Source organism: Microcoleus sp. EPA2 (assembly GCA_020882975.1).
Taxonomy (GTDB): Bacteria; Cyanobacteriota; Cyanobacteriia; order Cyanobacteriales; family Microcoleaceae; genus Microcoleus.
The window spans coordinates 212,754-236,751 of the sequence record JAHRFD010000004.1 but is presented as its reverse complement, the minus strand read 5'-3'; the positions used below and the strand labels follow the sequence as shown (position 1 = coordinate 236,751).

The window sequence follows — 23,998 nt, the reverse complement described above, 5'->3', positions numbered from 1 at the left end:
CTTCATGTACCAGGAGCTCTGCATCACAGCAGAGAAACCGGGTTTCTGCGATAATCTTGGCATCATCACCGAGATGGTGGAAAGAAACCCGGTTTCTAAGGCCTTAATGTACCAGGAGCTCTGCATCACAGCAGAGAAACCGGGTTTCTGCGATAATTTCTGCATCATCACCGAGATGGTGGAAAGAAACCCGGTTTCTGAGGCCTTCATGTACCAGGAACTTTGCATCACAGCAGAGAAACCGGGTTTCTGCGATAATTTCTGCATCATCACCGAGATGGTGGAAAGAAACCGGGTTTCTAAGGCCTTAATGTACCAGGAACTTTGCATCACAGCAGAGAAACCGGGTTTCTGCGACAATTTCTGCATCATCACCGAGATGGTGGAAAGAAACCCGGTTTCTAAGGCCTTAATGTACCAGGAACTTTGCATCACAGCAGAGAAACCGGGTTTCTGCGATAATTTCTGCATCATCACCGAGATGGTGGAAAGAAACCCGGTTTCTGAGGCCTTAATGTACCAGGAACTTTGCATCACAGCAGAGAAACCGGGTTTCTGCGATAATTTCTGCATCATCACCGAGATGGTGGAAAGAAACCCGGTTTCTAAGGCCTTAATGTACCAGGAGCTCTGCATCACAGCAGAGAAACCGGGTTTCTGCGACAATCTTGGCATCATCACCGAGATGGTGGAAAGAAACCCGGTTTCTGAGGCCTTAATGTACCAGGAACTTTGCATCACAGCAGAGAAACCCCCTTATCTACCCTCCGATTTGCCCTATGCCGCGCCGCGAAGTTATCTTACAAGCCGGTAATTACTATCATGTTTATAACCGTGGTAATAACCGCCAACTTATCTTTTTTGAACGAGACAACTATATTTATTTTTTACGCCAAGTTAGAAACCATCTGATTGAGAATGGTGTTGATATTATTGCCTATTGTTTAATGCCGAACCACTATCATTTATTAGTTTATCTGAGAACAGATATTTTTTCTAAAATAATGCAGTCGTTTACTCTGTCTTATGCTAAAGCTATCAATAAACGCTATCACAGAGTTGGTTCACTATTTCAGGGACGTTTTGAAGCCATTCATGTAGATAGAGAAGAATATTTATTACATCTCACTCGCTATATTCACTTAAACCCTGTCTCTGCTAATATAGTTAAAAAAGCAGAAGATTGGGAGTTTTCCAGCTATCAAGAATACATCGATTTGCGGCGGGTGAGTTTGCCTAAAATAGATGAAGTGCGATCGCAATTTAACTCAGCAGATGACTATCGTCACTTTTTAGAAGACTTAACTAGCGATAAATTAATCCAGCATTTAACCTTTGAAGAATAGCCAAATTCCAAGAAACCGGGTTTCTGTGACAATCTTTGCATCCCCACCAAAATTAAGGAAAGAAACCCGGTTTCTCACCCCCCACCGATCGCCCCAAACTCCAAGAAACCGGGTTTCTGCCACAATCTTCGCATCCCCACCAAAATTAAGGAAAGAAACCCGGTTTCTCACCCCCCACCGATCGCCCCAAACTCCAAGAAACCGGGTTTCTGCCACAATCTTCGCATCCCCACCAAAATTAAGGAAAGAAACCCGGTTTCTACCTCCCCACCAACACCCCCAAAATCCAAGAAACCGGGTTTCTGCCACAATCTTCGCATCCCCACCAAGATTTAGGAAGAAACCCGGTTTCTGAAGCCCTGCGCACGATCGCACATCTCTACTAATTGCCCTCTGAAATAAAGTCGATATGATGATCCCAAGTCGAGGAAGGCGATCGTGGAAAAATAGTGGCGATCGACTCAAATTGTCACAACTGAGAATAAAATTGAATATCTAGTTTCCATAGAGCAACCCCGCTTTGAGCCAGATTCAAATCTTAAACTTACAAAGCCTTAGCCAGGGACTCCCTGCGATTACACCTGCCTTTGGAGCCGCGATCGCAGAAGCAGGTGCGATTTGTCTAACCGATGAAGCTCACCAACCAGGAGTAACACTTAAAGTTGAGGGAGAATTTTCTACCACATTCAAGTTAGATTGGCAGCCAGTCACGGAGCAAACCCGACGATGTTGGAATGACGAAGAATATACTACCGAGCAAGCTGCTTATGGAATCGCATTCCTGTTAATTCTGCAATTAACAAATCTCACAGTCATTGAACGCTCTCGTAAAGGAACTGGATTTGACTATTGGTTAGGAAGTCAAAATTCAGCTACCACTTTTGTTTGAAGATATGACTGTTGATGAGTAGTTAATCATCAAGAATGCTGTTGCGACGTTACCTGGAAGTTATTTGCGATTTAATTGAGCGATCGCAACCGATGGACAACCGATCGCAATTGAACTCACCCCCCGATTTCAACGAGACTTGCGAACTTTAGCCAAACGCTATCGCAACATTCGCAACGACATTCAGCCTGTAATCGCACAACTTCAAGCGGGGGAACTTCCGGGCGATCGCCCCTCACCTATTTACAAAACTAAATCTGGTATGCCATTTATCTTTCAAAATTGATTGGTAAACCCTCATGAAATACCAGCAATTCTCCCGGCTGAATCTTCGTCCACACTTCATTATCCGTAAGTGGTAAAGTAGCAATTACCGCCACGCGATCGCCCTCGTTGGTCAATTCCCGAAAATCCACCGTCACATCCTCATCGATCGAGTGGGCGCTAGCAAAAGGTGCTTGTCTCACAATATAATGCAGGTTGGTAGAACAATGCACAAACAAATGTTCTCCATCGGAAAGTAAATAATTAAAAATTCCGTACTCTGCTAAAGTTTGAGTAATTTCATTCAGCACCGGATAAATTTCAGTTAAATCCGGCTTATATTCAGGAAAAGTCGAGCGCAATTTTTCCAATATCAAACAAAACGCTTTTTCACTGTCAGTTTTACCCACAGGTTTGTAAAACCCAGCACTTTCAGGATTGAAATTTTCCAGATTTCCGTTGTGAGCAAACACCCAATAGCGCCCCCAAAGTTCCCGCCCAAAAGGATGACAATTTTCCAGAACAATGTCACCTTGAGTAGCTTTACGGATGTGAGCAATCACGTTAGTTGAATGAATCGGATAGCGACGTACTAAATCAGCCACTGGAGAACTAATGGCGGGTTTAGAATCTATAAAAATGCGACATCCTAAACCCTCAAAGAAAGCGATTCCCCAACCATCTTGATGAATGTCAGTTTTGCCACCCCTGGCCGAAAAACCTTCAAAAGAAAAGCAAATATCTGTGGGAACATTACAGTTCATTCCTAGTAATTGGCACATAACTGTTAATTTTAGGAAGTTAGAAATATTGATATCTCCCACAAAGATAGTCAAGAACAGGTTGTTGAGGCTTGTTCCACAGGAATTCTGGGAGATGTTGATTGATGTCGCAGCTATTGGTCGCTACGGACTGACAATGATACTATTATAGTAGTCAAGAATCAAGAATTTCCCAAAAAGTCATAAAAATTAGGGATAATCAATCGTAGTGGGAGAGAAATAGCATATCATGGCTACATAGAGGATGATGTTACTTGGCGATAATCTTCTATTTCTGCGATCGCAAAACTTCCGATATACAGCCCATGGTAAAACCGACCACAATTTTGACGAAACTTCCTTTTTCCAATCCAGCGAACCGAAAATTCTCCCTGCAAACCCTCCTGATCGTTCCCTTTGTCCTACAAATCTTCGCCGCCGTAGGCTTAACGGGATATTTATCATTCCGCAACGGACAAAAAGCCATTAACGACTTAGCCAATCGACTCAGCAACGAAGTTAGCGATCGCATCCATCAGCACCTAGACAGCTATCTAGCAACACCCCAACAAATCAATCAAATTAATGCCGATGCTATTAAATTAGGACAATTAGACTTACAAAACTTTCCTAAATTAGGACATTTTTTTTGGAAAGAAATGCAGGTATTTAATGTTGGCTACATCTTCTACAGTTCAGCCCAAGGTAACTATGTTGGTTCTGGATATTTCCTCGATCCTGGAAAAATAGTTATTGATGAACTTTCAGCCAAGACTAAAGGTAAAACTCACAGTTACCATACAGATGGGCAAGGAAATCGCATTAATTTGGAATATGTATATGATTACGAGCCTCGGAACGATCTCGTGTATAAACAAGCCATCCGTTCGAGAAAACCGATTTGGAGTAAAATTACTAATTGGGAAGGTTTTCCCGAAATTTTATCTATTGCTTCTGGCTATCCCATCTACAATAATAACAGTTTACAAGGTGTTTTAGTTGTTGACATCCGCCTTTCTCAAATCAGTGATTATCTGCGAAAAATAGCAGTTAGTTCTTCCGGTAAAATTTTTATTGTAGAGCGCGACGGTATGCTGGTAGCGAGTTCATCTCAGGAACATCCTTTTAAAATAACTAACAAAAAAGCCGATAGAATTAATGCTGTAAATAGTAGCGAGATTTTAATTAAATCGACCGCTACTTATTTAAATAAAACCTTTGGTAGTTTTCGGGAAATCACAGAAAATCATAACTTACAATTTACCGATAAAGGTCGTCGCCAATTTGTCCGCACAGCACCTTGGCAGGATAAATTTGGTTTAGACTGGCTAGTAGTAGTTGTCGTTCCCGAATCTGACTTTACAGAACAAATTAACGCCAATACTCGCACTACAATTGGGCTGTGTGCGGGAGCATTGTTAGTAGCAGTTTCCTTGGGGATTTGTACCTCTGGCCGCATTATCCAATCTATCTTTCGGATTGTCACTGCGTCTCAAGCGATCGCCGCGGGAGAATTAGAACAAAACGTACCTGGGTCGCGCATTACAGAAATAGAAATTTTAGCCACTTCTTTCAACAGCATGGCCGAGCGACTGCGGGAATATTTCATAAGTTTAAAAAACACTAATGAGCAATTAGAAAATAGAGTAGAACAACGCACAAAAGAACTTTCAGAAGCTCTTTACAACCTCCAAACAACTCAATCCCAATTAGTCCAAACTGAAAAAATGTCTAGTTTAGGGCAAATGGTGGCAGGCATTGCCCATGAAATTAACAATCCAGTCAACTTTATTCATGGTAACATCACCTGTACTAAAGAATATATTGAAGAACTGCTAGAAATAATTAATCTTTATGAAAAACACTATCCTAGTCCTACGCCTGAACTTCAAAAATCTTTAGCAAATTGCGATTTAGATTTTGTGAAAGAGGACTTACAAAAAATTATGGATTCCATGCAAGAAGGAACGAATCGCATCACAGATATTGTGCTAAATTTGCGAAATTTTTCTCGACTAGACGAATCAGAATTGAAACCAGTTGACCTGCGCTCTGGTTTGGAAAGCACTCTCATGATTTTACAACATCGTTTGAGAGCGACTGAGCAAAGACCTGCTATTGAAGTGATTAAAAACTATGGCATTTTATCCAAAATAGAGTGTTATCCTGGTTTGTTAAACCAAGTTTTTATGAATATTTTGAGTAATGCGATCGACGCTGTTCTCGAAGTAAATATGGAGGGTATCAACAATCACCCAACTATTGTAATTTCTACTGAAATGACCCCGGAAGATTTGGCAATAATCAAAATTAGAGATAATGGGTTGGGCATAAAAGAAAATTTTATATCTAAGATATTCGATCCCTTTTTTACCACAAAGCCTGTAGGAAAAGGTACAGGATTAGGATTGTCGATAGCTTATCAGATTGTGCGAGATAAACATCAAGGAGATCTGATTTGCACGTCTACACCAGGAGCAGGTACGGAATTTGCGATCGTACTCCCTCAAAATATTAGAGTCCGCTCAAATGATTTGTTAAATTAAATTTAGTTTAAAAAAGAGCGCTTAACCACAGACCGGGGATGATATGATGCTAGGAGTGATTTGTTTTTTCAGTTGCAATAAATACTAAGATAGATGGCTAAATTCTTAACCGCTGCATTATATAAGTTCGTTGAATTATCGGATTTTGCCCAGCTCAGAGCACCGCTGCTCGCCTGCTGCGAGGAAAATCAAGTCGTTGGTACTATTCTGCTTGCCGAAGAAGGCATCAATGGGACGATCGCAGGTACACCCGAAAGCATCTATGCAGTGCTGGCATTCCTGCGAAGTGACAGCCGTTTTGCAGATTTGGTACACAAGGAATCCTACTCAGAAAAATTACCGTTTTATCGCCTCAAGGTACGCTTGAAGCGCGAAATTGTCACGATGGGTGTACCTGATATTAATCCTAACCAGATGGCTGGTCAATATGTCAAGCCCGAAGAATGGAACAAACTGCTTGACGATCCTGATGTTGTCGTAGTTGATGTGCGCAATGACTACGAAGTATCGATCGGCACTTTTAAAGGTGCGATCGATCCTAAAACAAAAAGCTTTTCCGAATTACCAGAATGGGTACTTAAAGAAACGGCGTTACGGGAAAAACCCAAGGTAGCCATGTTCTGCACAGGTGGGATTCGGTGCGAGAAATCTACTGCTTTTTTACGTAAGGTAGGTTTTGATGAAGTCTATCACCTAGAAGGCGGAATTTTAAAATATTTAGAAACTGTCCCGGAAGCGGAAAGTCGTTGGGAAGGCGAATGTTTTGTGTTTGATGAACGTGTGACAGTTGGTCATGGATTAAAGCCCGGTGACTATGAACTTTGTCGCGCTTGCCGCCACCCGATTAGTCAGGAAGATCGAGCTTCGGAATTATTTGTATTAGGGATGAGTTGTCCTCATTGCTATGGTACAAAAACGGAAGCACAGAAACAAAGTTTATCGGAACGTCAACGTCAGATTGAGTTGGCTAAGAGTCGCGACCAAAAACATATTGGTGCGCGTTATCATGCTCAGGAAAAACCCGATGATAGCACCAACTGAAGGTATTTCAAATTACCCAATTTTGTATTCTTTTCGTCGCTGTCCCTATGCGATGCGGGCGCGCTTGGCTGTGGTTGCAAGCGGGATAGTGTGTGAATTACGGGAGGTTGTCTTGCGGGATAAACCCCCGGAAATGTTGGATGTATCTCCCAAAGGTACGGTGCCAGTATTGGTCGATCGCGATGGACGGGTATTAGAGGAAAGTATTGACATCATGTTTTGGGCTCTGGAGCAACACGATCCTGAACAATGGTTAACGCCAGAGCAAGGTTCTGTTGAGCAAATGCTGGAATTAATCGATAAATGCGATCGGGGTTTTAAATATCATCTTGACCGTTATAAATACCCGAATCGTTATGAAAATACTGATGCAATTGTTCATCGAACAGAAGGTTATTTATATCTGGAAATACTCAACTCACGGTTAAGGGAGACCAGATATTTGTTTGGGAATCGTGTGGCTTTGGCAGATAGGGCGATCGCCCCTTTTATTCGTCAATTTGCTCATACGGATATAGAGTGGTTTAATCAACAGTCTTTGCCACACTTACAGTCTTGGTTAACCGAGTTTGTAGATTCCGAAATTTACGCTCGGATTATGCCTAAATATCCGAAATGGGAATCTGGTAATGAATGCGTTGTTTTCCCTTAACCCAAGTGCATTCTATCTGAGTAACTTGTACTATATCCTCTATCTAAATCAAAATGGAAACTAAACCACCTCTACCACCTTTTACCTTAGAAACAGCTAAAGCAAAAGTTCAAGCCGCAGAAGATGCTTGGAATAGTCGCGATCCAGAACGAGTAGCCTTGGCTTACACCGAAGATTCACAGTGGCGAAATCGCGCCGAATTTTTTAGTGGAAGAGCAGAAATCAAAGCTTTCTTAAAACGCAAATGGGCAAAAGAATTAGACTATCGTTTGAAAAAAGAACTATGGAGTTTTACTGACAATCGAATTTCTGTGCGTTTTGAATACGAGTGGCATGATGATTCTGGCTACTGGTATCGCGCCTATGGTAACGAACAGTGGGAATTTGCCGAAAATGGATTGATGCGAAGACGTGAAGCTAGTATTAATGATGTGCTAATTCAAGAGTCTGACCGAAAGTTTAAATGGGAACGCCCATGATTCGTCCTCTAAAAACTGTGTTAAAAGTATGAGAAAACCACAAACAGTAAAATCTCTGGAAGAATTAGGACGTATCCAACTTTCAAAGAGTTTTTTTATGCGTGAATTTCTGTATTCGGAAATATCACAAATTGAAAGCATTCCCAATATCCCGGACGATCCAGATTTAGCAATTGCCGCCGGGAAAAATCTGTGCGAAAAAGTGCTTGAGCCAATTCAAGATGCACTCGGTAGAATCAGCGTCCGTTCGGCTTTCCGTGCTAGTGCTGTCAATCAAATAGGTGCTGAAAATAAAAATCAATATAACCGATCTTTACACTATCAGTTATGATACAAAGTGCAAGTCCGTCCGCTGAAGCCCAAGCTGTTAGGCAACTTATTCACAGGATGAGTCAAGGATAAAGGTGCGTCGCTTTCTACAATCAGCAATTTCCATTGAATATCCGGCGGCGACGCACCCTACAAAGCTACTTCGTGTCCTTCGCGTCTTCGCGGTTCAATAATACTAAAGTCCTGAGATAATTGTGAAGCAGTTAACCAGGCCAACAGCATGAGTATTGACCAATTAAACACCGACTATGGCATTGCCGGCCACCTCACTTTTGCCACCGGAAATGGTGGTTTTCCGATGATTCACATCGACAATGGCCAAGCCAAAGCCTTGATTTCTGTGTATTCTGGCCAAGTGCTCTCCTTCCAACCAGCCACCGAAACCACAGATTTGATGTTCCTCAGCGACAAAGCCTACTATGCGGAAGGGAAAGCCATCAAAGGCGGTATACCCATCTGTTGGCCTTGGTTTGGCCCCGATCCCGAAGGTTTGGGGCGTCCAGCCCACGGGTTTGTGCGGAATCGCCTCTGGAATGTGGTAGCCACCAGCACTACTCCAGAGGGCGCAACTCAAGTGATTTTGGGGCTTAAGGATACTGAGGAAACGAGGGCGATGTGGCCCCAAGCCTTTGAATTGACGATCGCCATTACGGTCAGCACCACTCTCACGGTAGAATTAATTACCCGCAATTTAGGCGATAAAGCTTTTCCCCTCACCCAAGCTTTCCACACCTATTTCCAAGTAGGAGATATCAACCGCGTGCAGGTTTTGGGATTGGAAAATACCCAGTATCTTGATAAAGCCGATGGTGGTGTGGAAAAAACTCAAGTGGGTGGAGTGGTAGCAACTGGTGAAGTCGATCGCATTTATCTCGATGTTCCCAATGAATTAGTCATTGACGATAGCAGTCTTAATCGCCGTATTCGCATTAAATCCTCTGGTAGCAAATCTGCTGTAGTGTGGAATCCCTGGGTGAAAATATCTGCAAGTATGGCCGACCTTGATGATAGCGATTATCAGCGTTTAATCTGCGTGGAAACGACCAATGCGGCGACGGATGTTGTCGAAGTTCCTGCTGATGGTGAGTTTCGATTGGCTGCAATTTACAGCGTGGAGCGTAATTAAGAAATGAGAGGTTAATCTCAGCGGTGATGGGGCTATTATTTTCACTATTGAATTGAACAACTCTGTCACCGTAATGTCTAAGATTTAACCGCAGAGAGCGCAGAGAACGCAGAGGAAGATAAGAGAGAGATGAATAATTATTTGTGACTGATTGTTGCGGGTGTCCTAAAGGCGATCGCAACAAATGTAACAATATTTAATTTCAACCTGCTGTAAACTGAGGTATTGTAGATATTACCATCAATGATTATGCAAAACTATAACTGGAAAAAACTCCAAAATGGCTCAGATATTCGCGGTATCGCTCTCGAAGGGGTTGCCGATGAAAAAGTTAACCTCACACCGGAAATTGCCACAATTTTGGGTCAAGCATTTGCTAATTGGCTGGTGGGAAAAGTCCATAAACCTTCGGAAAAGTTAACGATCGCGATCGGGCGCGACAGCCGCCTATCCGGGCCCAGTTTAATGTCAGCAGTCATGGCCGGAATCACCTCAGTTGGTAGCCAAGTATACGATTTTGACATGGCATCAACTCCGGCGATGTTTATGAGTACCATTACTCCTGGTTTTGATTGCGAGGGCGCAATTATGCTCACGGCTAGCCATTTGCCTTTTAATCGGAACGGCTTAAAGTTTTTCACCGCCAATGGGGGTTTACAAAAAAAAGATATTACAGATATCTTAGCATTAGCTGAAAGTAATAATTTTGAACTAGCCACAGTTCCAGGTAGCATTGAAAAACATGATTTTATATCTGTTTATGCTAACCAGTTTGTGACTAAAATTCGCGAATCAGTTAATCATCCAGATAATTTTCAACACCCATTAAAGGGATTAAAAATTGTTGTGGATGCGGGTAATGGTGCGGGTGGATTCTATGTGGATAAAGTTTTAAAACCTTTAGGTGCTGACACCACAGGCAGTCAGTTTCTGGAACCGGATGGCACTTTTCCCAATCATGTACCAAATCCTGAAGATAAACAGGCAATGCAGTCAATTTGTCAAGCGGTAATTGCTAATCAAGCTGATTTTGGGATTATTTTTGATACGGATGTCGATCGCAGTGCCGCCGTCGATGGAGCCGGCAAGGAACTCAATCGCAATCGCTTAATTGCCTTGATTTCGGCGATCGTCTTACAAGAACACCCTGGTTCCACCGTTGTTACCGATTCCATTACTTCCGATGGCTTAACGCAATTCATCGAACAGGATTTAAAGGGAATTCACCATCGCTTTAAACGAGGCTACAAAAATGTGATTGATGAGTCGATTCGTCTCAATCAAAGCGGACAGGAATCTTGGCTGGCTATTGAAACTTCTGGTCATGGAGCTTTGAAGGAAAATTACTTTCTGGATGATGGTGCTTATTTGGTTAGTAAACTATTGATTGAATTGGCTAAATCTAAGCTGGTAAATAAGTCATTGCCCGATTTAATTAGGAATTTGCAAGAGCCTGAAGAAAGTGCAGAGTTTCGGATTAAAATTAGTGTGGATGATTTTAGGACTCTGGGCGATCGCGTTATTGAACAACTGCAAGAATTTGCATCAACTCAAGCGAACTGGAAAATCGTTCCTAATAACTATGAAGGATTGCGGATTTCCTGCACCTCACCTGACGAATCTGGCTGGTTTCTGTTACGTTTATCTCTGCACGATCCGGTGATGCCTTTGAATGTTGAGTCTAATGTCCAAGGTGGTGTCCGTCGCATAGTCGATCGGCTTTTAGTTTTTTTCCAAACAACAGAATCTCTTGATTTTTCTACACTGTTGAAGTAGGAACCCACCCCTAACCCCTCCCTGGAGGGGAACCCACCCCTAACCAAGGGGGACTTTGAGCGGAATCTTGTCCCCCCCTCCCACCAGGGGGGCTAGGGGGGATCAGATTCTATGCAGCTTCATAAAAAACTGGTATTATAGGGGATGATGTTGTATTTCATCAATTCCAAGACACTTCATTGTAATTTATTTTATGATAAACATCCCTGACGGCGATGGAGCATGATGGCTCCCTCCCCAACCACAAGATTATTAATAATATCTGAGCGCGGATGGGATTTACCAAATCGTGGCACAATAAGTTTCAGACTATTGACAAATCCTATCCAACCAGGAATTTAATTATGTGGCGTGTAAGCATTAACTGTTCAGCAGCAAGCTGGGATATCCATTCTAAGGCATTCAAGGCGATCGCCGAAAAATATCCGGGGACACCTCTTTCTTCCAAAAAAATGAAAGGTGACGGCCAACGCATTATGGAATATCAAATTGAAAACGTCAATGACGCAGAGGATTTTATAGAAGAATGTTTTACCTTAGATGGTTTTAGTGCTACCTTTGAATCCCTATAGAGACGAGGAAAGGGAAATACCCCCTCCCAGACTCCCTGTCCTATTCCAGTCTGTGATTAGCCTTAGTTCTATAAGAAAGTATTATAGAAGCTTGCCCATCCCATTTTGAGTAAGATGCAAAGGTGAATTTACATAGAATAAGCAGGAAAAGTCATCGCGTGTTTGGGTTTGACATAAACCCTTTGATTTCGCACTAACTGTAGTTGCTCGAAGCGCTCGCGGCTGAGATAAGCTGTCACAATTTGACCCGATTCTAATAGTAATTCAGTTTGAATTTCGCGTCCCAGATGAATGATGCGGCTGACTTTTGCTTCAGCAAAACCGGACTCCGGCTGAGTGTTAATTACCACATCATGGGGACGCAAAAATACTACTTGAGAATGAGCAGCTCCATGGTTAGAGAGTTCTTCAGCATTCCTGTTAAACAGCCCGATCGCATTCGGCAACACATTAACAGGCCCAATAAAACTCATCACAAAAGCCGTTGCCGGTTTGTCATAAATTTGAGCAGGAGTGCCAACTTGTTCCACTCTACCTTTGTTCATCACTACAATTTCATCGGCTACTTCCATCGCTTCTTCTTGATCGTGAGTCACAAAAACTGTAGTGATATTCACTTCTTTGTGGAGTTGGTGCAGCCACGATCGCAATTCTTTGCGAACTTTAGCATCCAACGCTCCGAAAGGTTCATCTAATAGCAGCACTTTCGGCTGAACTGCTAGAGCTCTGGCTAAGGCCACCCGCTGTCGTTGGCCTCCCGAAAGCTGGGAAGGGTACCGATCGCCCAAACCACTCAACTGCACTAACTCCAAAAGTTCCTCAACCCGTTTAGTAATTGTGCCTTTAGGAACTTTGCGAATTTCCATCGCAAAAGCAATATTTTTTCTGATCGTCATGTGCTTAAACAAAGCGTAATGCTGAAACACAAAACCGATATTCCGTTCCTGCACCGACTGCTGAGTAGCATCTTCACCGATTAAATAAATGTTACCGCTATCTGGGGGTTCAAGTCCCGCAATCATCCTCAGCAAAGTCGATTTCCCGGAGCCCGAAGGGCCCAACAGCGCCACTAGAGAGCCGTTTTTAATTTCCAAACTCACGCTGTCAATGGCATGAAACGACCCAAAGTGCTTGGATACGTTCTCAATTGTAATGCTCATAACCTTTAACTCCTGTTCGTTGACCGATTTTACGTACTATACATTAAATACCGTTGTCTGTCATGGTCGTAACTTTTTTTAGGAATTGAAATTTTTATTAACTCCAGTTACTATATCTATTTACAGTAGTTCACGTCTTAGCAATTCTCAAAGACGAACAGCATTCTCAAGCAGTCGATGATGATTACTTGTTAGAAGAATGGCTGCAAGTCAGGTCGCAAATTAACCCGGATGCCGTTCATTTATGGCGCGGTAAATAAGATTTTTTTGCTAGATCTGTGAATCGGGAAACGTAAAAGAGCGATCGCCTAACCTAACTTTAGTATGCAGGCGATCGCTGCACCCACACTCAAATATTACTTGCGATCGACGATCGATGCTCGATCGCAAGCAATAAAAGCTTAAATCTTTCATACATAAGCTGTAACTAAGCAACTGCATAACCCGTATGAGGTCTGACATCTGCTGGATGAAATCCTAAAACAATCGAATCCTTGGGAATTCCAGCAGCTACAAGTTCTTTAGTCACGCCGTATTCTGTCTCATCTCGCTGTACCCAAATCTTATTGTCAATAATATCTATATGAACCAAACAGCCGTGAATTCGTTTGGCTTTATCCCATCCTAAAGTAACTAGCAGGTAACTGTCTGAGTTGTCATCAAACACGGCTTTACAAATTATATCGCCGTGAGAGTAAGGAATTTTTGTATAGGGTTCCAGGACTGTTTTAATCGTAGTTCTGAAGTTAGCTAAAGTATCCATTTTACGATCGCCTCTTGATTTGGATCGAATACAATCAGCTTGAGATTTTCATCTTCGATCATTAATTGACCGATCGGTTCTTCAAATAGAGATTCATAAGTAATATCGCGAACAGCCAGATAAAGCGTATGTTCTGGATAAGTTCTTTGAAGAACAGACCGATAAATAGTAAATTGTGCGATCGCATCTCTCAAGTCCTGCATTTCTGAATCGCTGACAAAGCTTTTGACTTCCACAGCAATTTTCTGTTCTCCTCGTTCTGCTGCTAGCACCTGTTTTGCTCCCAGATCCACATACATATCTTTTTTACCCCATTTCAGATGGAGAGGATCGTGAGTAATTATCCAGCCATCATTGAGGAGAGATTTTTTGACTGTATTGTGGTAGAGGTCTAAAGCGGGCATAAAACAAAACGAGCAAAATAAGACTTCATGGTTATATGATAGCAAATTATCATGCAATTATCTTAAACTCTAACTAAACCGCAGATGAACACAGATGTAAATCTTATCTGCGTTCATCCGCGTTCATCTGCCTACATCTGCGGTTAAATACCCCTATAAATCAGCCCGCAATTTATCCGAAGCCGTTTTATTTCAGAAGTAGTATTGCGGCCTATTGAGAGCTATACTCACCAAATGTTGTCACATACCCCTTAACAGTAACTCCCAGATCTAATTCCTCGTGATGAATCAGTAAGCTAGATAATTGGGCTATCAAAAATTCAATCTCGCGACGGTTCTCAAAGGAGAGAAAAATACTGCTACCTTCACCCTTAATAATCACAGTTGGAATATCACTGTCGTCTAACTGTGAATCAATATCTGGGATTATTTGTCTGATTTGTTCTTCAGTCCACATCTGACTCATTCCTCTATCTCCCGTTCAAAAATACAGCGGTATGACTTACCACTTTTATTGAGAATGACACCGCAGAAAGTGCAGCGCCCCTCGCCTCTTAATTCATTATACTCTGCCAACTCACGGCAGCGACGAATAGCAGCTTGCCGATCGCTAGTAGCCACGATTGTGTCTGCATCAAGCCAAACTTTATTTTCAGGGTTTTCTAACATTCCTACACTCTACATTGCCGTAAATATTGCACCATTGTCAATAAACCCAAAACAACCCGGTTTCTGGCTATTGTGCAAGATTTAAATTATACCTAAAAATTAAACCCAGATGAACGCATATCTAATCTTATCTGCGTTCATCTGCGTTAATCAGCCTACATCTGCAGTTGCAAAAATACCCCTAGGAACCACCCCGCAACTTATCTAAAACCGTCCGATCTTCCAAAGTCGAAGTATCCCCAGTCACCTCCAAACCAGCAGCCAAAGAACGCAACAAACGCCGCATAATCTTCCCGCTGCGAGTCTTCGGTAAAGCATCAGTAAATCGAATTTCGCCCGGACGTGCGATCGCCCCAATTTCCTTAACAACGTGCTGCTTCAATTCCTTAGCCAATTCATCGCTAGGTTGCTGTGAATTTTCCAGCGTCACAAACGCCACAATTTCCTCACCCTTAATCTCATCCGGTTTCCCCACAACCGCAGCTTCCGCCACCGCTGGATGCGATACCAAAGCCGATTCAACTTCCATCGTACCGAGTCGATGTCCTGCCACATTAATCACGTCGTCAACGCGGCCCATTACCCAGAAATAACCATCTTTGTCCTTGTGCGCGCCGTCCCCTGCAAAGTAGACGAATTCGCCATCTTTGGGGTGCAAATATTCCCAATAAGTGCGACGGAAGCGATCGGCATCGTTGTAAAGAGTCCGCATCATTCCCGGCCAAGGATGTTTCACAACTAAATAACCGCCGCTTTCGTTAGTTACTGGTTCGCCATCTTGGTTAACAACATCGGCAATAATTCCGGGGAAAGGAAGGGTTGCAGAACCTGGTTTTGTCGGAATTGCACCAGGTAAAGCAGTAATCATAATGCCACCAGTTTCAGTTTGCCACCAAGTATCGACGATCGGACAATTCGAGTTGCCAATTACCCGCTGATACCACATCCAAGCTTCAGGATTAATCGGTTCGCCGACAGTTCCCAACAACCGCAAAGATGATAAATCTCTGGCATTTGGCAACTCTTCGCCCATTTTCATAAACGTGCGAATTGCGGTTGGTGCAGTATAAAAAACAGTGACACCATATTTTTCAATGACATCCCAAAAACAGCCTGGATTAGAAGGGCGAGGAGCACCTTCATACATGACAGTTGTCGCACCGTTGGACAGCGGCCCGTAGACTATGTAACTGTGTCCAGTAATCCAGCCGACATCCGCAGTACACCAGTAAACATCAGTATCTTGGAGGTCGAAGATCCACTTGGTTGTCATGTGGCTATAAAGGTTATAACCACCCGTTGTATGGACGACACCTTTGGGTTTTCCGGTACTTCCAGAAGTGTAAAGAATGAATAGCATATCTTCACTATCCATCGGTTCGGCTGGACAATTTGCAGAGGCATCTTTTTGCAATTCATGCCACCAAACATCGCGCCCCGGTGCCATGTCAATTTGCTGTTTTGTGCGCTGAACTACGAGGACGTTGGTAACGCTAGGTGCGGCATTATTTGCTAATGCTTTGTCTACTTGTGCTTTGAGGCCGACTGCTGCATCTTTGCGGAAGCCACCGTCAGCGGTGATGACGAGTTTGGCTTGGCCGTCGTTGAGTCGATCGCGCAAAGCTTCAGCACTAAATCCGCCAAACACCACGCTATGTACTGCACCGATTCTGGCACAGGCTAACATGGCGATCGCAGCTTCGGGAATCATGGGCATATAGATACCGACGCGATCGCCTTTTTCCACTCCCAAATCCTTGATTACGTTAGCCATTTGGCAAACTTCGCGGTGGAGTTGGGCGTAGGTGAGGGTGCGGGAGTCTCCGGGTTCCCCTTCCCAAATCAGGGCTGCTTTATTTTTGCGCCAAGTTGTTAAATGTCTGTCTAGACAATTGTAAGAAATGTTAATTTTACCATTGACAAACCATTTAGCAAAGGGCGGCTGCCAGTCGAGTACGGTATCCCATTTTTGGAACCAGTCTAATTCTTGTGTGGCGAGTTCGGCCCAGAATGCTTGGGGGTCTGCTTTGGCTTTGTCGTAAAGGGCTTGGTACTCTTCTAGGCTTTTGATGTGAGCTTTTTGGGAGAATTCAGCGGGCGGCTGAAACAGGCGTTTTTCTTGGAGAATTGATTCGATCGTATCTTGTGACATCGCTGTTAGTTTTAATTTTGGTTAGTCTTTTTACCTATTGTTTGCATAAGTTGTGGCAAAAGTATGTTTATTTTCCTTAAGACTTTGGGGGATTTTGTCAATGTTGAAGCTGCATTAAGAATAGTTTCGATGCCAATGCGGGAACCTTTGAGCCGAATATCGTCAGGTCTCAGGAAGTTGAAGTAGTCTTCAAGTTGCATAGCTGGTTCGGGGTGATATCTGGTATGATTATATCATATCAATTATATACAGTTGAATAGATCGGCGATCGCACAAAAGCCATGACTCAAAATTTAGAAGCAAGCCAACTTTCGTTAAATGACGTTCGCCATCTTCTCAAACTCGAAGAGTTAGAAGGAGAAGGTTTCACTGATTTTTTCTCTCTGGAACCGCTGACAGAATCAGAACATCAGGAACTATTGAAACTTAGAAATGACTTTCGACGCTACCTATCCGCAGGAAAAGTTTCAGAAGAACTCATTAAGTTTTTAGTGCTTTCACCTTTGATGAGATTAACAGGATTTTTTGATATTCCGATCGTGCTGACAATGGAGGATAGCATACCCATTGAAGTTGAGGATGAGGATACTTTAATTAAAGGACGGTTGGATATTTTAGCCGTAAATCAGCCGGATGCAGAACTCGCAGCGGCACAGTTTTGGATTTTGGTAGTGGAGGCGAAAAATAGCGCGATCGCCCCTTTGGCCGGTTTGCCACAATTGCTGACTTATGCTTATAAAAGTTTGCAGCAGCAATCGTCGGTTTGGGGATTGACGACGAATGGCGAAAGTTATCGGTTTGTGCGGGTGACGCGGGGGAATCCTTGTACTTATCAAATTTTACCGGAATTGAATTTTATTGATAAAGAACGATCGCACTTATTAGCCCAAGTATTGAAAGCTATTTGCAAATTGCAGAACGTGGAGTTACAATTGGCGTAAGATGATATAATTGGTCGCTCATCAGTTATCCTGTAGATAGGTGACGATTTGATGAATTACCAAGTTGAGTTTAAGCCGAAAGCGGTCAAAGACTTAGAATCTTTGCCAGCAGAGGTACAAAACCGAGTTTTGACCAAGATTGAGTTAATGCAAAATAATCTGGCGGGAGATGTGAAACGGTTAACTAATTATACGCCCGAATATCGGTTGCGGGTAGGAGATTACCGAGTTTTGTTTGAAATTGAGGGAGATGTTTTGGTAATCTACCGCGTCAAACACCGAAAAGATGCTTATTCTTAAACAATTGGAGGAAATACCTATGATTAAATTACATCCTGAGTTTATTACCAAAAATGGCAAAAAGGAATTTGCGGTGATACCTTATGAAGAATTTGAAGCACTGCAAGAATTAATTGCCGATATAGAAGATTTGATGGATTTGAGGGCTGCAAAGGAAGAAGAGGCAAATCAGCCTTCTGTGCCACTAGCAGAGGTGAAGAGACTGTTAGGATTGCAGACATAAATTTGCTATGTATCAATATTGTTGTCTTGTACGGTTGTACGATCGCCCTTCCTAAGAGCGATCGCACCCGATGTTATTTTGATGGTGGAATTGTGCGATCGATCGCTGGAGTGGGCGGTTGTTGGGTATTTGGAGGGGCGATCGACGGTGTGGCTAGAGGAATTAGGGCAGGAATTAGGGCGATCGCGATCGGTACAGCAACTTTTTCAATCCACCATTTGATGTTGGAATCGTCAGATTTTTTCACTGGATTTACCTTTTTAGCTAATTTAGTCTTGTTTTGTGGAAGCCGTTTTAAAATCTTCATTTAGTTCATTCCCTTCTCTACAATTTCAAATGTACGGCTAAGTTGATTAGTATTGTTTGATTGACAAATAAATCCGACAAAAAAGTCGATCGCCTGCGAATTACCAAATTTGTTCGCAATTGAGTTGAAGAGTTTGTGGAAAAATATTCACAAATTAGCTGGTGTTTGTAAATTTGTGAAATTAAACTAACAATCCGGGCTGAAGCTGAAAACTGTGGTAAATTAGTAATAATCGCAGGGAAAGTGTTAAGGGAAGTATGCGGATGATGGAACGAAAAGAGTTTGAGGCGAAGTGCGAAAAGCTAACCCCCAAACAGCTTAAAGTGCTAAAACTATTTTTGCAAGGGAATCCAGAAGCTAAAATTGCTAAGTGCATCGAAGTTAATAATTCATCAAGTGTCAGACACCATATTTCAAATATTTGCGAATTATTTGGTTTTCAAAATGAACCAGGTGAGCATTTACGACAGCGCGATGAATTAATTCCGCTATTTGCCAAGTATAAACCTGACTTAGTGAGCGATAAATTAAAAGAAAATTATGGAATCTTTCCTGACAATCCACAAAAAGTTAAATTTTACTATGTAGAGCGCGATTGCGAGAGTAAATGTTATGATAAAATTTTAGAAGATGGAGCGCTGATTCGGATCAAAGCGCCTCAGAAAATGGGCAAGACTTTACTGGTAGATAGAATTCTCGATCGCGCTTCGCAAGCAGGTTACAAAACTGCACTCCTCAGTTTTGAAGAAGCTGACAGCGAAGTTTTGGGGGATTACCGGAAATTATTGCAGTGGTTGTGCGTTACTCTGGGCGACTTACTGGAATTGGATAATAAATTAATGGAACATTGGGATGACACTTTAGGCGGTATTAACCCGAACGTCACTAAATATTTAGAAAGGTATTTATTCAAAGATTTTGCTCAACCTTTGGTACTGGTATTAGAAAAAGTAGACTTGGTTTTTGAGCAAGCTAATTTTAATGTAGATTTTTGTCGCTTGCTGCGCGCGTGGAATGATGCAGCAAAAAGGAAAGATCGCCGCGGTGCAATTTGGCGAAAAATCAGGTTAATTATCGTTCACGCTACAGAAGTTTACAGTTCTCTTGATATCAACTCATCGCCTTTAGCAGGTGTTGGGTTGACTGTACCTTTGCCAGATTTTACCCTAGAAAAAGTACAGCAGTTGGCGCGGCAGTATCAACACAATTGCTTGAGTACAGAGGAGATTCAACAACTTATGGTAATGTTTGGTGGCTATCCTTATTTGGTGCAAACTGCTTTTGCTTACCTGCAAACGCCTCAATCTTCTCTAACTAAGCTTTTGGAAATTTCACCTACCGAACAAAGTCCATTTATCAATCACTTGCGCGAACTTTTTGGCAAGCTCAAACTTTGTCCCGAACTTGCAGCAGTTTATCGAGAAGTTGTGAATAACAATAAATCGGCAATGCTGGAAACTCATCAGATATTTAAGTTGGAAAGTATGGGATTGGTGCGAGTGGAAAATAATGATTGTTTTCCCCGCTGCGATTTGTACCGTAAATATTTCTCGGTGCGTCTATGACTTATCAATATATAGCTGAATCAACTCTTCCAGAAGATACCCAAACCTATGTAACGCGAGAAGCTGACAGTCAGCTTTATCGAGCGTTGCTGGAAGGTAAACTTTGTTATGTTTTTAATTCTCGCAAAATTGGTAAGTCTAGTTTGGCGCTACAAACTATCAAGCGACTGCGAAATTCAGGCGTTCGATCGGTTTTTATTGACTTGTCTGGCGACGAGACGAAGTTAGAGCATCCCGAACAGTGGTATGCTAATATACTTGATACTTTGGCTTATGAATTAGAGCTTGATGTCGATCTAAAAAACTGGTGGCAAGAAGGAAGTTGGCTGTCTCCCTTACGCCGATTTCAGAAGTTTATTGAATCGGTGATGCTGTCGCAGATTCCTGGAAAAATAGTTATTTTTATTGATGAAATCGATAGTGTTCTCAGTTTAAATTTTTCGGCAGACGATCTATTTGCTTTTATCAGAAGTTGCTACAATCGCCGCACCCAAAATCCAGAATACGATCGCATTACCTTTTGTCTGTTGGGCGTGGCAACACCTTCAAATTTGATTCAAGATAAAAAACGCACGCCATTTAATATCGGTCAAGCTATTGAATTAACAGGTTTTACTAAAGAACAAGCTGCACCTTTAGCGAAAGGTTTAGCAGGAAAAGTCGATCGCCCGATTCAGGTTTTACATGAGATTGTAGACTGGACGGGCGGACAGCCTTTTTTGACTCAAAAACTTTGTAAGATTGTCCTAGAAAGAGCAGAAACCCGCAATCCTGACATTGCCACACTGGTACAAGCTTACATTATTAATAATTGGGAAGCGAACGACAATCCCGAACACCTCGGCACAATTCGCGATCGCATCCTCAGCAACCAACAGCGGATCGGTCAACTCCTAGGCATCTACCAACAAGTTATTACCCCCCCTAACCCCCCCTTGCTAAGGGGGGGGACAGATAGCACTGATTCTTTCGTCGAAGCACAAATTATTACCCCCCCTAACCCCCCCTTGCTAAGGGGGGGGACAGATAGCACTGATTCTTTCGTCGAAGCACAAATTATTACCCCCCCTAACCCCCCCTTGCTAAGGGGGGGGACAGATAGCACTGATTTTCCCTTACTAAGCAGGGCGAAAGATAGCACTAATTCTCCCTTAGCAGAGCACAAAATAAAGAATCTTACTCCCCCCCTTAGCAAGGGGGGGCTGGGGGGGGTTAAACCCTTAACAGAAGACAAAACAAACAATCTTACTCCCCCCCTTGCTAAGGGGGGGCTGGGGGGGGTCGCCGCTGATAATAGTCCCGACCAAATGGAGTTACAACTCTCAGGATTAGTCGTCAAACGCAACGGATATCTGCAAGTTTATAATCCCATATACGCTGATATTTTTGACCTCGATTGGGTACAGCAAGAATTAGCGAAACTCCGCCCATACCAGGAAAACTTCGCCGCTTGGATCGCCTCAAAACGTGAAGATACTTCGCGACTGTTGCACGGTCAAGCGTTGGATGATGCGTTGCAGTGGAAAGTGGGGAAACGTTTAAGCGATGAGGATAATGATTTTTTAGATGCCAGTCGAGATGATGAACGGCAAGAACTGAAAAAAACTATTGAATCATTAAGAGAAATCCGTAAACAAATCAGGAAAGTTTTCAAAATCGAAGAAGCTGGACGCATGGCGTTAAATCTTTTTCAGTCGGATGGAAAGCAAATAGAAGCCTTGCGGGCAGCTATCAAAGCAGGAGAAGATTTAAAGAAGTGGATACCTGATAATCCGCCGGTTTCCGATTATCCCGTTACCAATCCTCTATTAGTTTTGCAGAAGATTCTTGCTAAAATCCGCGAACGGTGCCAGTTTGTCGGACATAAGGACTGGGTAAGAAGTGTCAGTTTTAGCCCCACAGGAGATAGGATCGCTACTGCCTCAGATGACGGCACAGCCAAATTGTGGGACTTGCAGGGCAACTGCAAGGTAACATTCACCGGACATAATGACTTGGTAAGAAGTGTCAGTTTTAGCTCCACAGGAGATAGGATCGCTACTGCCTCAGATGACGGCACAGCCAAATTGTGGGACTTGCAGGGTAACTGCTTGGTAACATTCACCGGACATCAACATCATCAGTGGGTAAATAATGTCAGTTTTAGCGCCACAGGAGATAGGATCGCTACTGCCTCATCTGACAAAACTACGAAATTGTGGGACTGGCAAGGCAACTGCAAGGTAACATTCATCGGACATAATCACTGGGTAACAAGTGTTAGTTTTAGTCCCACAGGAGATAGGATCGCTACTGCCTCATTTGACAAAACTGCGAAATTGTGGGACTTGCAAGGCAACTGCAAGGTAACATTCACCGGACATAATAACCCGGTAACAAGTGTCTGTTTTAGCCCGACAAGAGATGCGATCGCTACTGCCTCATATGACAAAACTGCCAAATTGTGGGACTTGCAGGGCAACTGCAAGGTAACATTCACCGGACATAATAACTGGGTAACAAGTGTCAGTTTTAGCCCCACAGGGGATGCGATCGCCACTGCCTCATCTGACGGCACAGCAAAATTGTGGGACTTGCAGGGTAACTGCTTGGTAACATTCACCGGACATAATGACTCGGTATGGAGTGTCAGTTTTAGCCCGACAAGTGATGCGATCGCTACTGCCTCAAAAGACAAAACTGCCAAATTGTGGGGCTTGCAGGGCAGCAGCTTGGTAACATTCACCGGACATAATAACTCGGTAAGAAGTGTCTGTTTTAGCCCGACTAGAGATGCGATCGCCACTGCCTCAGATGACAACACCGCGAAATTGTGGGACTTGCAAGGTAACTGCTTGGTAACATTTACCGGACATAATCACTGGGTAAGAAGTGTCAGTTTTAGCCCCACAGGAGATAGGATTGCTACTGCCTCAGATGACGGCACAGCCAAATTGTGGGACTTGCAAGGCAACTGCTTGGTAACATTCACCGGACATAATCACTGGGTAAGAAGTGTCTGTTTTAGCCCGACAGGGGATGCGATCGCCACTGCCTCATCTGACAAAACTGCCAAATTGTGGGACTTGCAAGGCAACAGCTTGGTAACATTCACCGGACATAATGGCTGGGTAAGAAGTGTCAGTTTTAGCCCGACAGGGGATGCGATCGCCACTGCCTCATATGACAAAACTGCCAAATTGTGGGACTTGCAGGGCAACTGCTTGGTAACATTTACCGGACATAATCACTGGGTAAGAAGTGTCTGTTTTAGCCCCACAGGAGATAAGATCGCCACTACGTCACACGACAACACCGCGAAATTGTGGGACTTGCAGGGCAACTGCTTGGTAACATTCACCGGACATAATAACTCGGTATGGAGTGTCAGTTTTAGCCCCACAGGGGATAAGATCGCCACTGCGTCACAAGACGGCACCGCCAAATTGTGGGACTTGCAGGGGTATTTACTTGCAGACTTTAGCGGCTATAAAGGCAATTTACTCAAAGGTGAGGCAGATTTTGTGGAGTTGAAAAGTCCGATTTATAGTCTTTGTTTTAGTCGGGATGGGAAGTTTTTAATAACTGGTTCAGCAGATGGAAAGGTGCGGTTTTGGCCAGTGGAAACTTTGGATGAGTTGTTGGCAAGGGCGAGGGAATGGCTGGGTGAGAAATTTTAACGCCTGCAATTGACGTAAATTTTAGTTTCCCAAGTTTAAGCAATGATACAAGTCAAAGACTAGCCAGACTCTT

At 43.0% G+C, this 23,998-nt stretch carries 27 protein-coding genes; 18 read left to right on the top strand and 9 right to left on the bottom strand.

What is annotated here, in order from left to right; genetic code table 11:
* Positions 1-4: 4 nt before the first annotated feature.
* The gene (locus AAFP14_RS06805) at positions 5-814 is read left to right on the top strand and encodes a hypothetical protein (RefSeq protein WP_341731532.1); all 810 of its coding nucleotides are present in this window, start codon (positions 5-7) and stop codon (positions 812-814) included.
* The gene (locus tag AAFP14_RS06800) at positions 780-1,346 is read left to right on the top strand and encodes a transposase (RefSeq protein ID WP_341731531.1); all 567 of its coding nucleotides are present in this window, start codon (positions 780-782) and stop codon (positions 1,344-1,346) included. Before AAFP14_RS06805 ends, AAFP14_RS06800 begins: the two co-directional genes overlap by 35 nt.
* Before the next feature lie 167 nt (positions 1,347-1,513).
* Here the strand turns inward: AAFP14_RS06800 and AAFP14_RS06795 are convergent, their stop codons facing one another.
* Complete coding sequence (locus AAFP14_RS06795) at positions 1,514-1,657, bottom strand: hypothetical protein (protein WP_341731530.1); 144 nt, start codon at positions 1,655-1,657, stop codon at positions 1,514-1,516.
* A 209-nt stretch (positions 1,658-1,866) separates the two neighbouring features.
* Here AAFP14_RS06795 and AAFP14_RS06790 point away from each other — a divergent pair, with 209 nt between their 5' ends.
* Together AAFP14_RS06790 and AAFP14_RS06785 are read left to right on the top strand one after the other, a co-directional pair.
* Positions 1,867-2,235 carry a hypothetical protein gene (locus tag AAFP14_RS06790; protein ID WP_341731529.1) on the top strand — a complete coding sequence of 123 codons (369 nt, stop codon included), beginning with the start codon at positions 1,867-1,869 and terminating at the stop codon, positions 2,233-2,235.
* Between the two features lie 139 nt (positions 2,236-2,374).
* Entirely contained in the window at positions 2,375-2,521 is a 147-nt protein-coding gene (locus tag AAFP14_RS06785; protein ID WP_341731528.1) for a hypothetical protein, read from the top strand.
* Here the strand turns inward: AAFP14_RS06785 and AAFP14_RS06780 are convergent.
* Positions 2,505-3,281 carry a class II glutamine amidotransferase gene (locus tag AAFP14_RS06780; RefSeq protein WP_341731527.1) on the bottom strand — a complete coding sequence of 259 codons (777 nt, stop codon included), beginning with the start codon at positions 3,279-3,281 and terminating at the stop codon, positions 2,505-2,507. The genes AAFP14_RS06785 and AAFP14_RS06780 overlap by 17 nt on opposite strands.
* A 305-nt stretch (positions 3,282-3,586) precedes the next feature.
* Here AAFP14_RS06780 and AAFP14_RS06775 point away from each other — a divergent pair, with 305 nt between their 5' ends.
* From AAFP14_RS06775 to AAFP14_RS06740, 8 genes are all read left to right on the top strand, one after another.
* On the top strand, positions 3,587-5,806 hold the full coding sequence (locus AAFP14_RS06775) for an ATP-binding protein (protein ID WP_341731526.1): 2,220 nt from the start codon (positions 3,587-3,589) through the stop codon (positions 5,804-5,806).
* A gap of 93 nt (positions 5,807-5,899) precedes the next feature.
* A complete protein-coding gene (gene trhO / locus AAFP14_RS06770) occupies positions 5,900-6,847 on the top strand; it encodes an oxygen-dependent tRNA uridine(34) hydroxylase TrhO (RefSeq protein WP_341731525.1) in 948 nt (315 codons plus the stop codon).
* Entirely contained in the window at positions 6,831-7,499 is a 669-nt protein-coding gene (locus AAFP14_RS06765) for a glutathione S-transferase (protein WP_341731524.1), read from the top strand. Before trhO ends, AAFP14_RS06765 begins: the two co-directional genes overlap by 17 nt.
* Before the next feature lie 53 nt (positions 7,500-7,552).
* Positions 7,553-7,978, top strand: coding sequence for a nuclear transport factor 2 family protein (locus AAFP14_RS06760; protein ID WP_341731523.1), 426 nt, complete (start codon positions 7,553-7,555; stop codon positions 7,976-7,978).
* 28 nt (positions 7,979-8,006) lie between these two features.
* On the top strand, positions 8,007-8,309 hold the full coding sequence (locus AAFP14_RS06755; protein WP_341731522.1) for a hypothetical protein: 303 nt from the start codon (positions 8,007-8,009) through the stop codon (positions 8,307-8,309).
* Between the two features lie 219 nt (positions 8,310-8,528).
* The gene (locus tag AAFP14_RS06750; protein ID WP_341731521.1) at positions 8,529-9,434 is read left to right on the top strand and encodes a D-hexose-6-phosphate mutarotase; all 906 of its coding nucleotides are present in this window, start codon (positions 8,529-8,531) and stop codon (positions 9,432-9,434) included.
* Positions 9,435-9,683: 249 nt separating this feature from the next.
* Positions 9,684-11,210 carry a phosphomannomutase/phosphoglucomutase gene (locus AAFP14_RS06745; protein WP_341731520.1) on the top strand — a complete coding sequence of 509 codons (1,527 nt, stop codon included), beginning with the start codon at positions 9,684-9,686 and terminating at the stop codon, positions 11,208-11,210.
* Between the two features lie 344 nt (positions 11,211-11,554).
* Entirely contained in the window at positions 11,555-11,782 is a 228-nt protein-coding gene (locus AAFP14_RS06740) for a hypothetical protein (protein ID WP_341731519.1), read from the top strand.
* Positions 11,783-11,910: 128 nt separating this feature from the next.
* On the opposite strand, the gene AAFP14_RS06735 is transcribed toward AAFP14_RS06740, so the two are convergent.
* The 7 genes from AAFP14_RS06735 to acs all read right to left on the bottom strand — a co-directional run bounded on the left by AAFP14_RS06735 (position 11,911) and on the right by acs (position 16,930).
* Positions 11,911-12,942, bottom strand: a complete 1,032-nt coding sequence (locus AAFP14_RS06735) for a sulfate/molybdate ABC transporter ATP-binding protein (RefSeq protein ID WP_341731518.1) — start codon at positions 12,940-12,942, stop codon at positions 11,911-11,913.
* Between the two features lie 270 nt (positions 12,943-13,212).
* On the bottom strand, positions 13,213-13,356 hold the full coding sequence (locus AAFP14_RS06730) for a hypothetical protein (protein ID WP_341731517.1): 144 nt from the start codon (positions 13,354-13,356) through the stop codon (positions 13,213-13,215).
* Positions 13,357-13,369: 13 nt separating this feature from the next.
* Positions 13,370-13,705 (bottom strand): XisI protein, encoded by a 336-nt coding sequence (locus AAFP14_RS06725; RefSeq protein WP_341731516.1) that lies wholly within the window; start codon positions 13,703-13,705, stop codon positions 13,370-13,372.
* Positions 13,693-14,109: an element excision factor XisH family protein gene (locus AAFP14_RS06720; protein WP_341731515.1), complete on the bottom strand. Its 417-nt coding sequence runs from the start codon at positions 14,107-14,109 to the stop codon at positions 13,693-13,695. Before AAFP14_RS06720 ends, AAFP14_RS06725 begins: the two co-directional genes overlap by 13 nt.
* A 211-nt stretch (positions 14,110-14,320) precedes the next feature.
* On the bottom strand, positions 14,321-14,575 hold the full coding sequence (locus AAFP14_RS06715; RefSeq protein WP_341731514.1) for a hypothetical protein: 255 nt from the start codon (positions 14,573-14,575) through the stop codon (positions 14,321-14,323).
* Positions 14,572-14,778, bottom strand: coding sequence for a hypothetical protein (locus AAFP14_RS06710; RefSeq protein WP_333104262.1), 207 nt, complete (start codon positions 14,776-14,778; stop codon positions 14,572-14,574). The genes AAFP14_RS06715 and AAFP14_RS06710 overlap by 4 nt, the downstream gene beginning before the upstream one ends.
* Positions 14,779-14,959: 181 nt before the next feature.
* The gene (gene acs, locus AAFP14_RS06705) at positions 14,960-16,930 is read right to left on the bottom strand and encodes an acetate--CoA ligase (protein ID WP_341731513.1); all 1,971 of its coding nucleotides are present in this window, start codon (positions 16,928-16,930) and stop codon (positions 14,960-14,962) included.
* Between the two features lie 281 nt (positions 16,931-17,211).
* On the opposite strand from acs, the gene AAFP14_RS06700 reads away from it, so the two are divergent.
* From AAFP14_RS06700 to AAFP14_RS06675, 6 genes are all read left to right on the top strand, one after another.
* Positions 17,212-17,871 carry a restriction endonuclease subunit R gene (locus AAFP14_RS06700; protein WP_341731512.1) on the top strand — a complete coding sequence of 220 codons (660 nt, stop codon included), beginning with the start codon at positions 17,212-17,214 and terminating at the stop codon, positions 17,869-17,871.
* 51 nt (positions 17,872-17,922) lie between these two features.
* On the top strand, positions 17,923-18,171 hold the full coding sequence (locus AAFP14_RS06695) for a type II toxin-antitoxin system RelE family toxin (protein ID WP_333367514.1): 249 nt from the start codon (positions 17,923-17,925) through the stop codon (positions 18,169-18,171).
* 19 nt (positions 18,172-18,190) lie between these two features.
* Entirely contained in the window at positions 18,191-18,394 is a 204-nt protein-coding gene (locus AAFP14_RS06690; RefSeq protein WP_341731511.1) for a type II toxin-antitoxin system prevent-host-death family antitoxin, read from the top strand.
* A 2-nt stretch (positions 18,395-18,396) separates the two neighbouring features.
* The gene (locus tag AAFP14_RS06685) at positions 18,397-18,705 is read left to right on the top strand and encodes a hypothetical protein (protein WP_341731510.1); all 309 of its coding nucleotides are present in this window, start codon (positions 18,397-18,399) and stop codon (positions 18,703-18,705) included.
* Positions 18,706-18,964: 259 nt separating this feature from the next.
* On the top strand, positions 18,965-20,266 hold the full coding sequence (locus tag AAFP14_RS06680) for an AAA-like domain-containing protein (protein ID WP_341731509.1): 1,302 nt from the start codon (positions 18,965-18,967) through the stop codon (positions 20,264-20,266).
* Entirely contained in the window at positions 20,263-23,925 is a 3,663-nt protein-coding gene (locus AAFP14_RS06675) for a WD40 domain-containing protein (protein ID WP_341731508.1), read from the top strand. The genes AAFP14_RS06680 and AAFP14_RS06675 overlap by 4 nt, the downstream gene beginning before the upstream one ends.
* Positions 23,926-23,998: the final 73 nt, after the last annotated feature.

Coding starts and splice junctions, on each gene's coding strand:
- AAFP14_RS06695 (WP_333367514.1), top strand. CDS start 17,923: ATGAATTACCAAGTTGAGTTTAAGCCGAAAGCGGTCAAAGACTTAGAA.
- acs (WP_341731513.1), bottom strand. CDS start 16,930: ATGTCACAAGATACGATCGAATCAATTCTCCAAGAAAAACGCCTGTTT.
- AAFP14_RS06745 (WP_341731520.1), top strand. CDS start 9,684: ATGCAAAACTATAACTGGAAAAAACTCCAAAATGGCTCAGATATTCGC.
- AAFP14_RS06680 (WP_341731509.1), top strand. CDS start 18,965: ATGATGGAACGAAAAGAGTTTGAGGCGAAGTGCGAAAAGCTAACCCCC.
- AAFP14_RS06690 (WP_341731511.1), top strand. CDS start 18,191: ATGATTAAATTACATCCTGAGTTTATTACCAAAAATGGCAAAAAGGAA.
- AAFP14_RS06800 (WP_341731531.1), top strand. CDS start 780: ATGCCGCGCCGCGAAGTTATCTTACAAGCCGGTAATTACTATCATGTT.
- AAFP14_RS06750 (WP_341731521.1), top strand. CDS start 8,529: ATGAGTATTGACCAATTAAACACCGACTATGGCATTGCCGGCCACCTC.
- AAFP14_RS06740 (WP_341731519.1), top strand. CDS start 11,555: ATGTGGCGTGTAAGCATTAACTGTTCAGCAGCAAGCTGGGATATCCAT.
- AAFP14_RS06730 (WP_341731517.1), bottom strand. CDS start 13,356: ATGAAAGATTTAAGCTTTTATTGCTTGCGATCGAGCATCGATCGTCGA.
- AAFP14_RS06755 (WP_341731522.1), top strand. CDS start 8,007: ATGAGAAAACCACAAACAGTAAAATCTCTGGAAGAATTAGGACGTATC.
- AAFP14_RS06760 (WP_341731523.1), top strand. CDS start 7,553: ATGGAAACTAAACCACCTCTACCACCTTTTACCTTAGAAACAGCTAAA.
- AAFP14_RS06775 (WP_341731526.1), top strand. CDS start 3,587: ATGGTAAAACCGACCACAATTTTGACGAAACTTCCTTTTTCCAATCCA.
- AAFP14_RS06720 (WP_341731515.1), bottom strand. CDS start 14,109: ATGCCCGCTTTAGACCTCTACCACAATACAGTCAAAAAATCTCTCCTC.
- AAFP14_RS06715 (WP_341731514.1), bottom strand. CDS start 14,575: ATGAGTCAGATGTGGACTGAAGAACAAATCAGACAAATAATCCCAGAT.
- trhO (WP_341731525.1), top strand. CDS start 5,900: ATGGCTAAATTCTTAACCGCTGCATTATATAAGTTCGTTGAATTATCG.
- AAFP14_RS06675 (WP_341731508.1), top strand. CDS start 20,263: ATGACTTATCAATATATAGCTGAATCAACTCTTCCAGAAGATACCCAA.
- AAFP14_RS06805 (WP_341731532.1), top strand. CDS start 5: ATGTACCAGGAGCTCTGCATCACAGCAGAGAAACCGGGTTTCTGCGAT.
- AAFP14_RS06725 (WP_341731516.1), bottom strand. CDS start 13,705: ATGGATACTTTAGCTAACTTCAGAACTACGATTAAAACAGTCCTGGAA.
- AAFP14_RS06765 (WP_341731524.1), top strand. CDS start 6,831: ATGATAGCACCAACTGAAGGTATTTCAAATTACCCAATTTTGTATTCT.
- AAFP14_RS06700 (WP_341731512.1), top strand. CDS start 17,212: ATGACTCAAAATTTAGAAGCAAGCCAACTTTCGTTAAATGACGTTCGC.
- AAFP14_RS06735 (WP_341731518.1), bottom strand. CDS start 12,942: ATGAGCATTACAATTGAGAACGTATCCAAGCACTTTGGGTCGTTTCAT.
- AAFP14_RS06780 (WP_341731527.1), bottom strand. CDS start 3,281: ATGTGCCAATTACTAGGAATGAACTGTAATGTTCCCACAGATATTTGC.
- AAFP14_RS06710 (WP_333104262.1), bottom strand. CDS start 14,778: ATGTTAGAAAACCCTGAAAATAAAGTTTGGCTTGATGCAGACACAATC.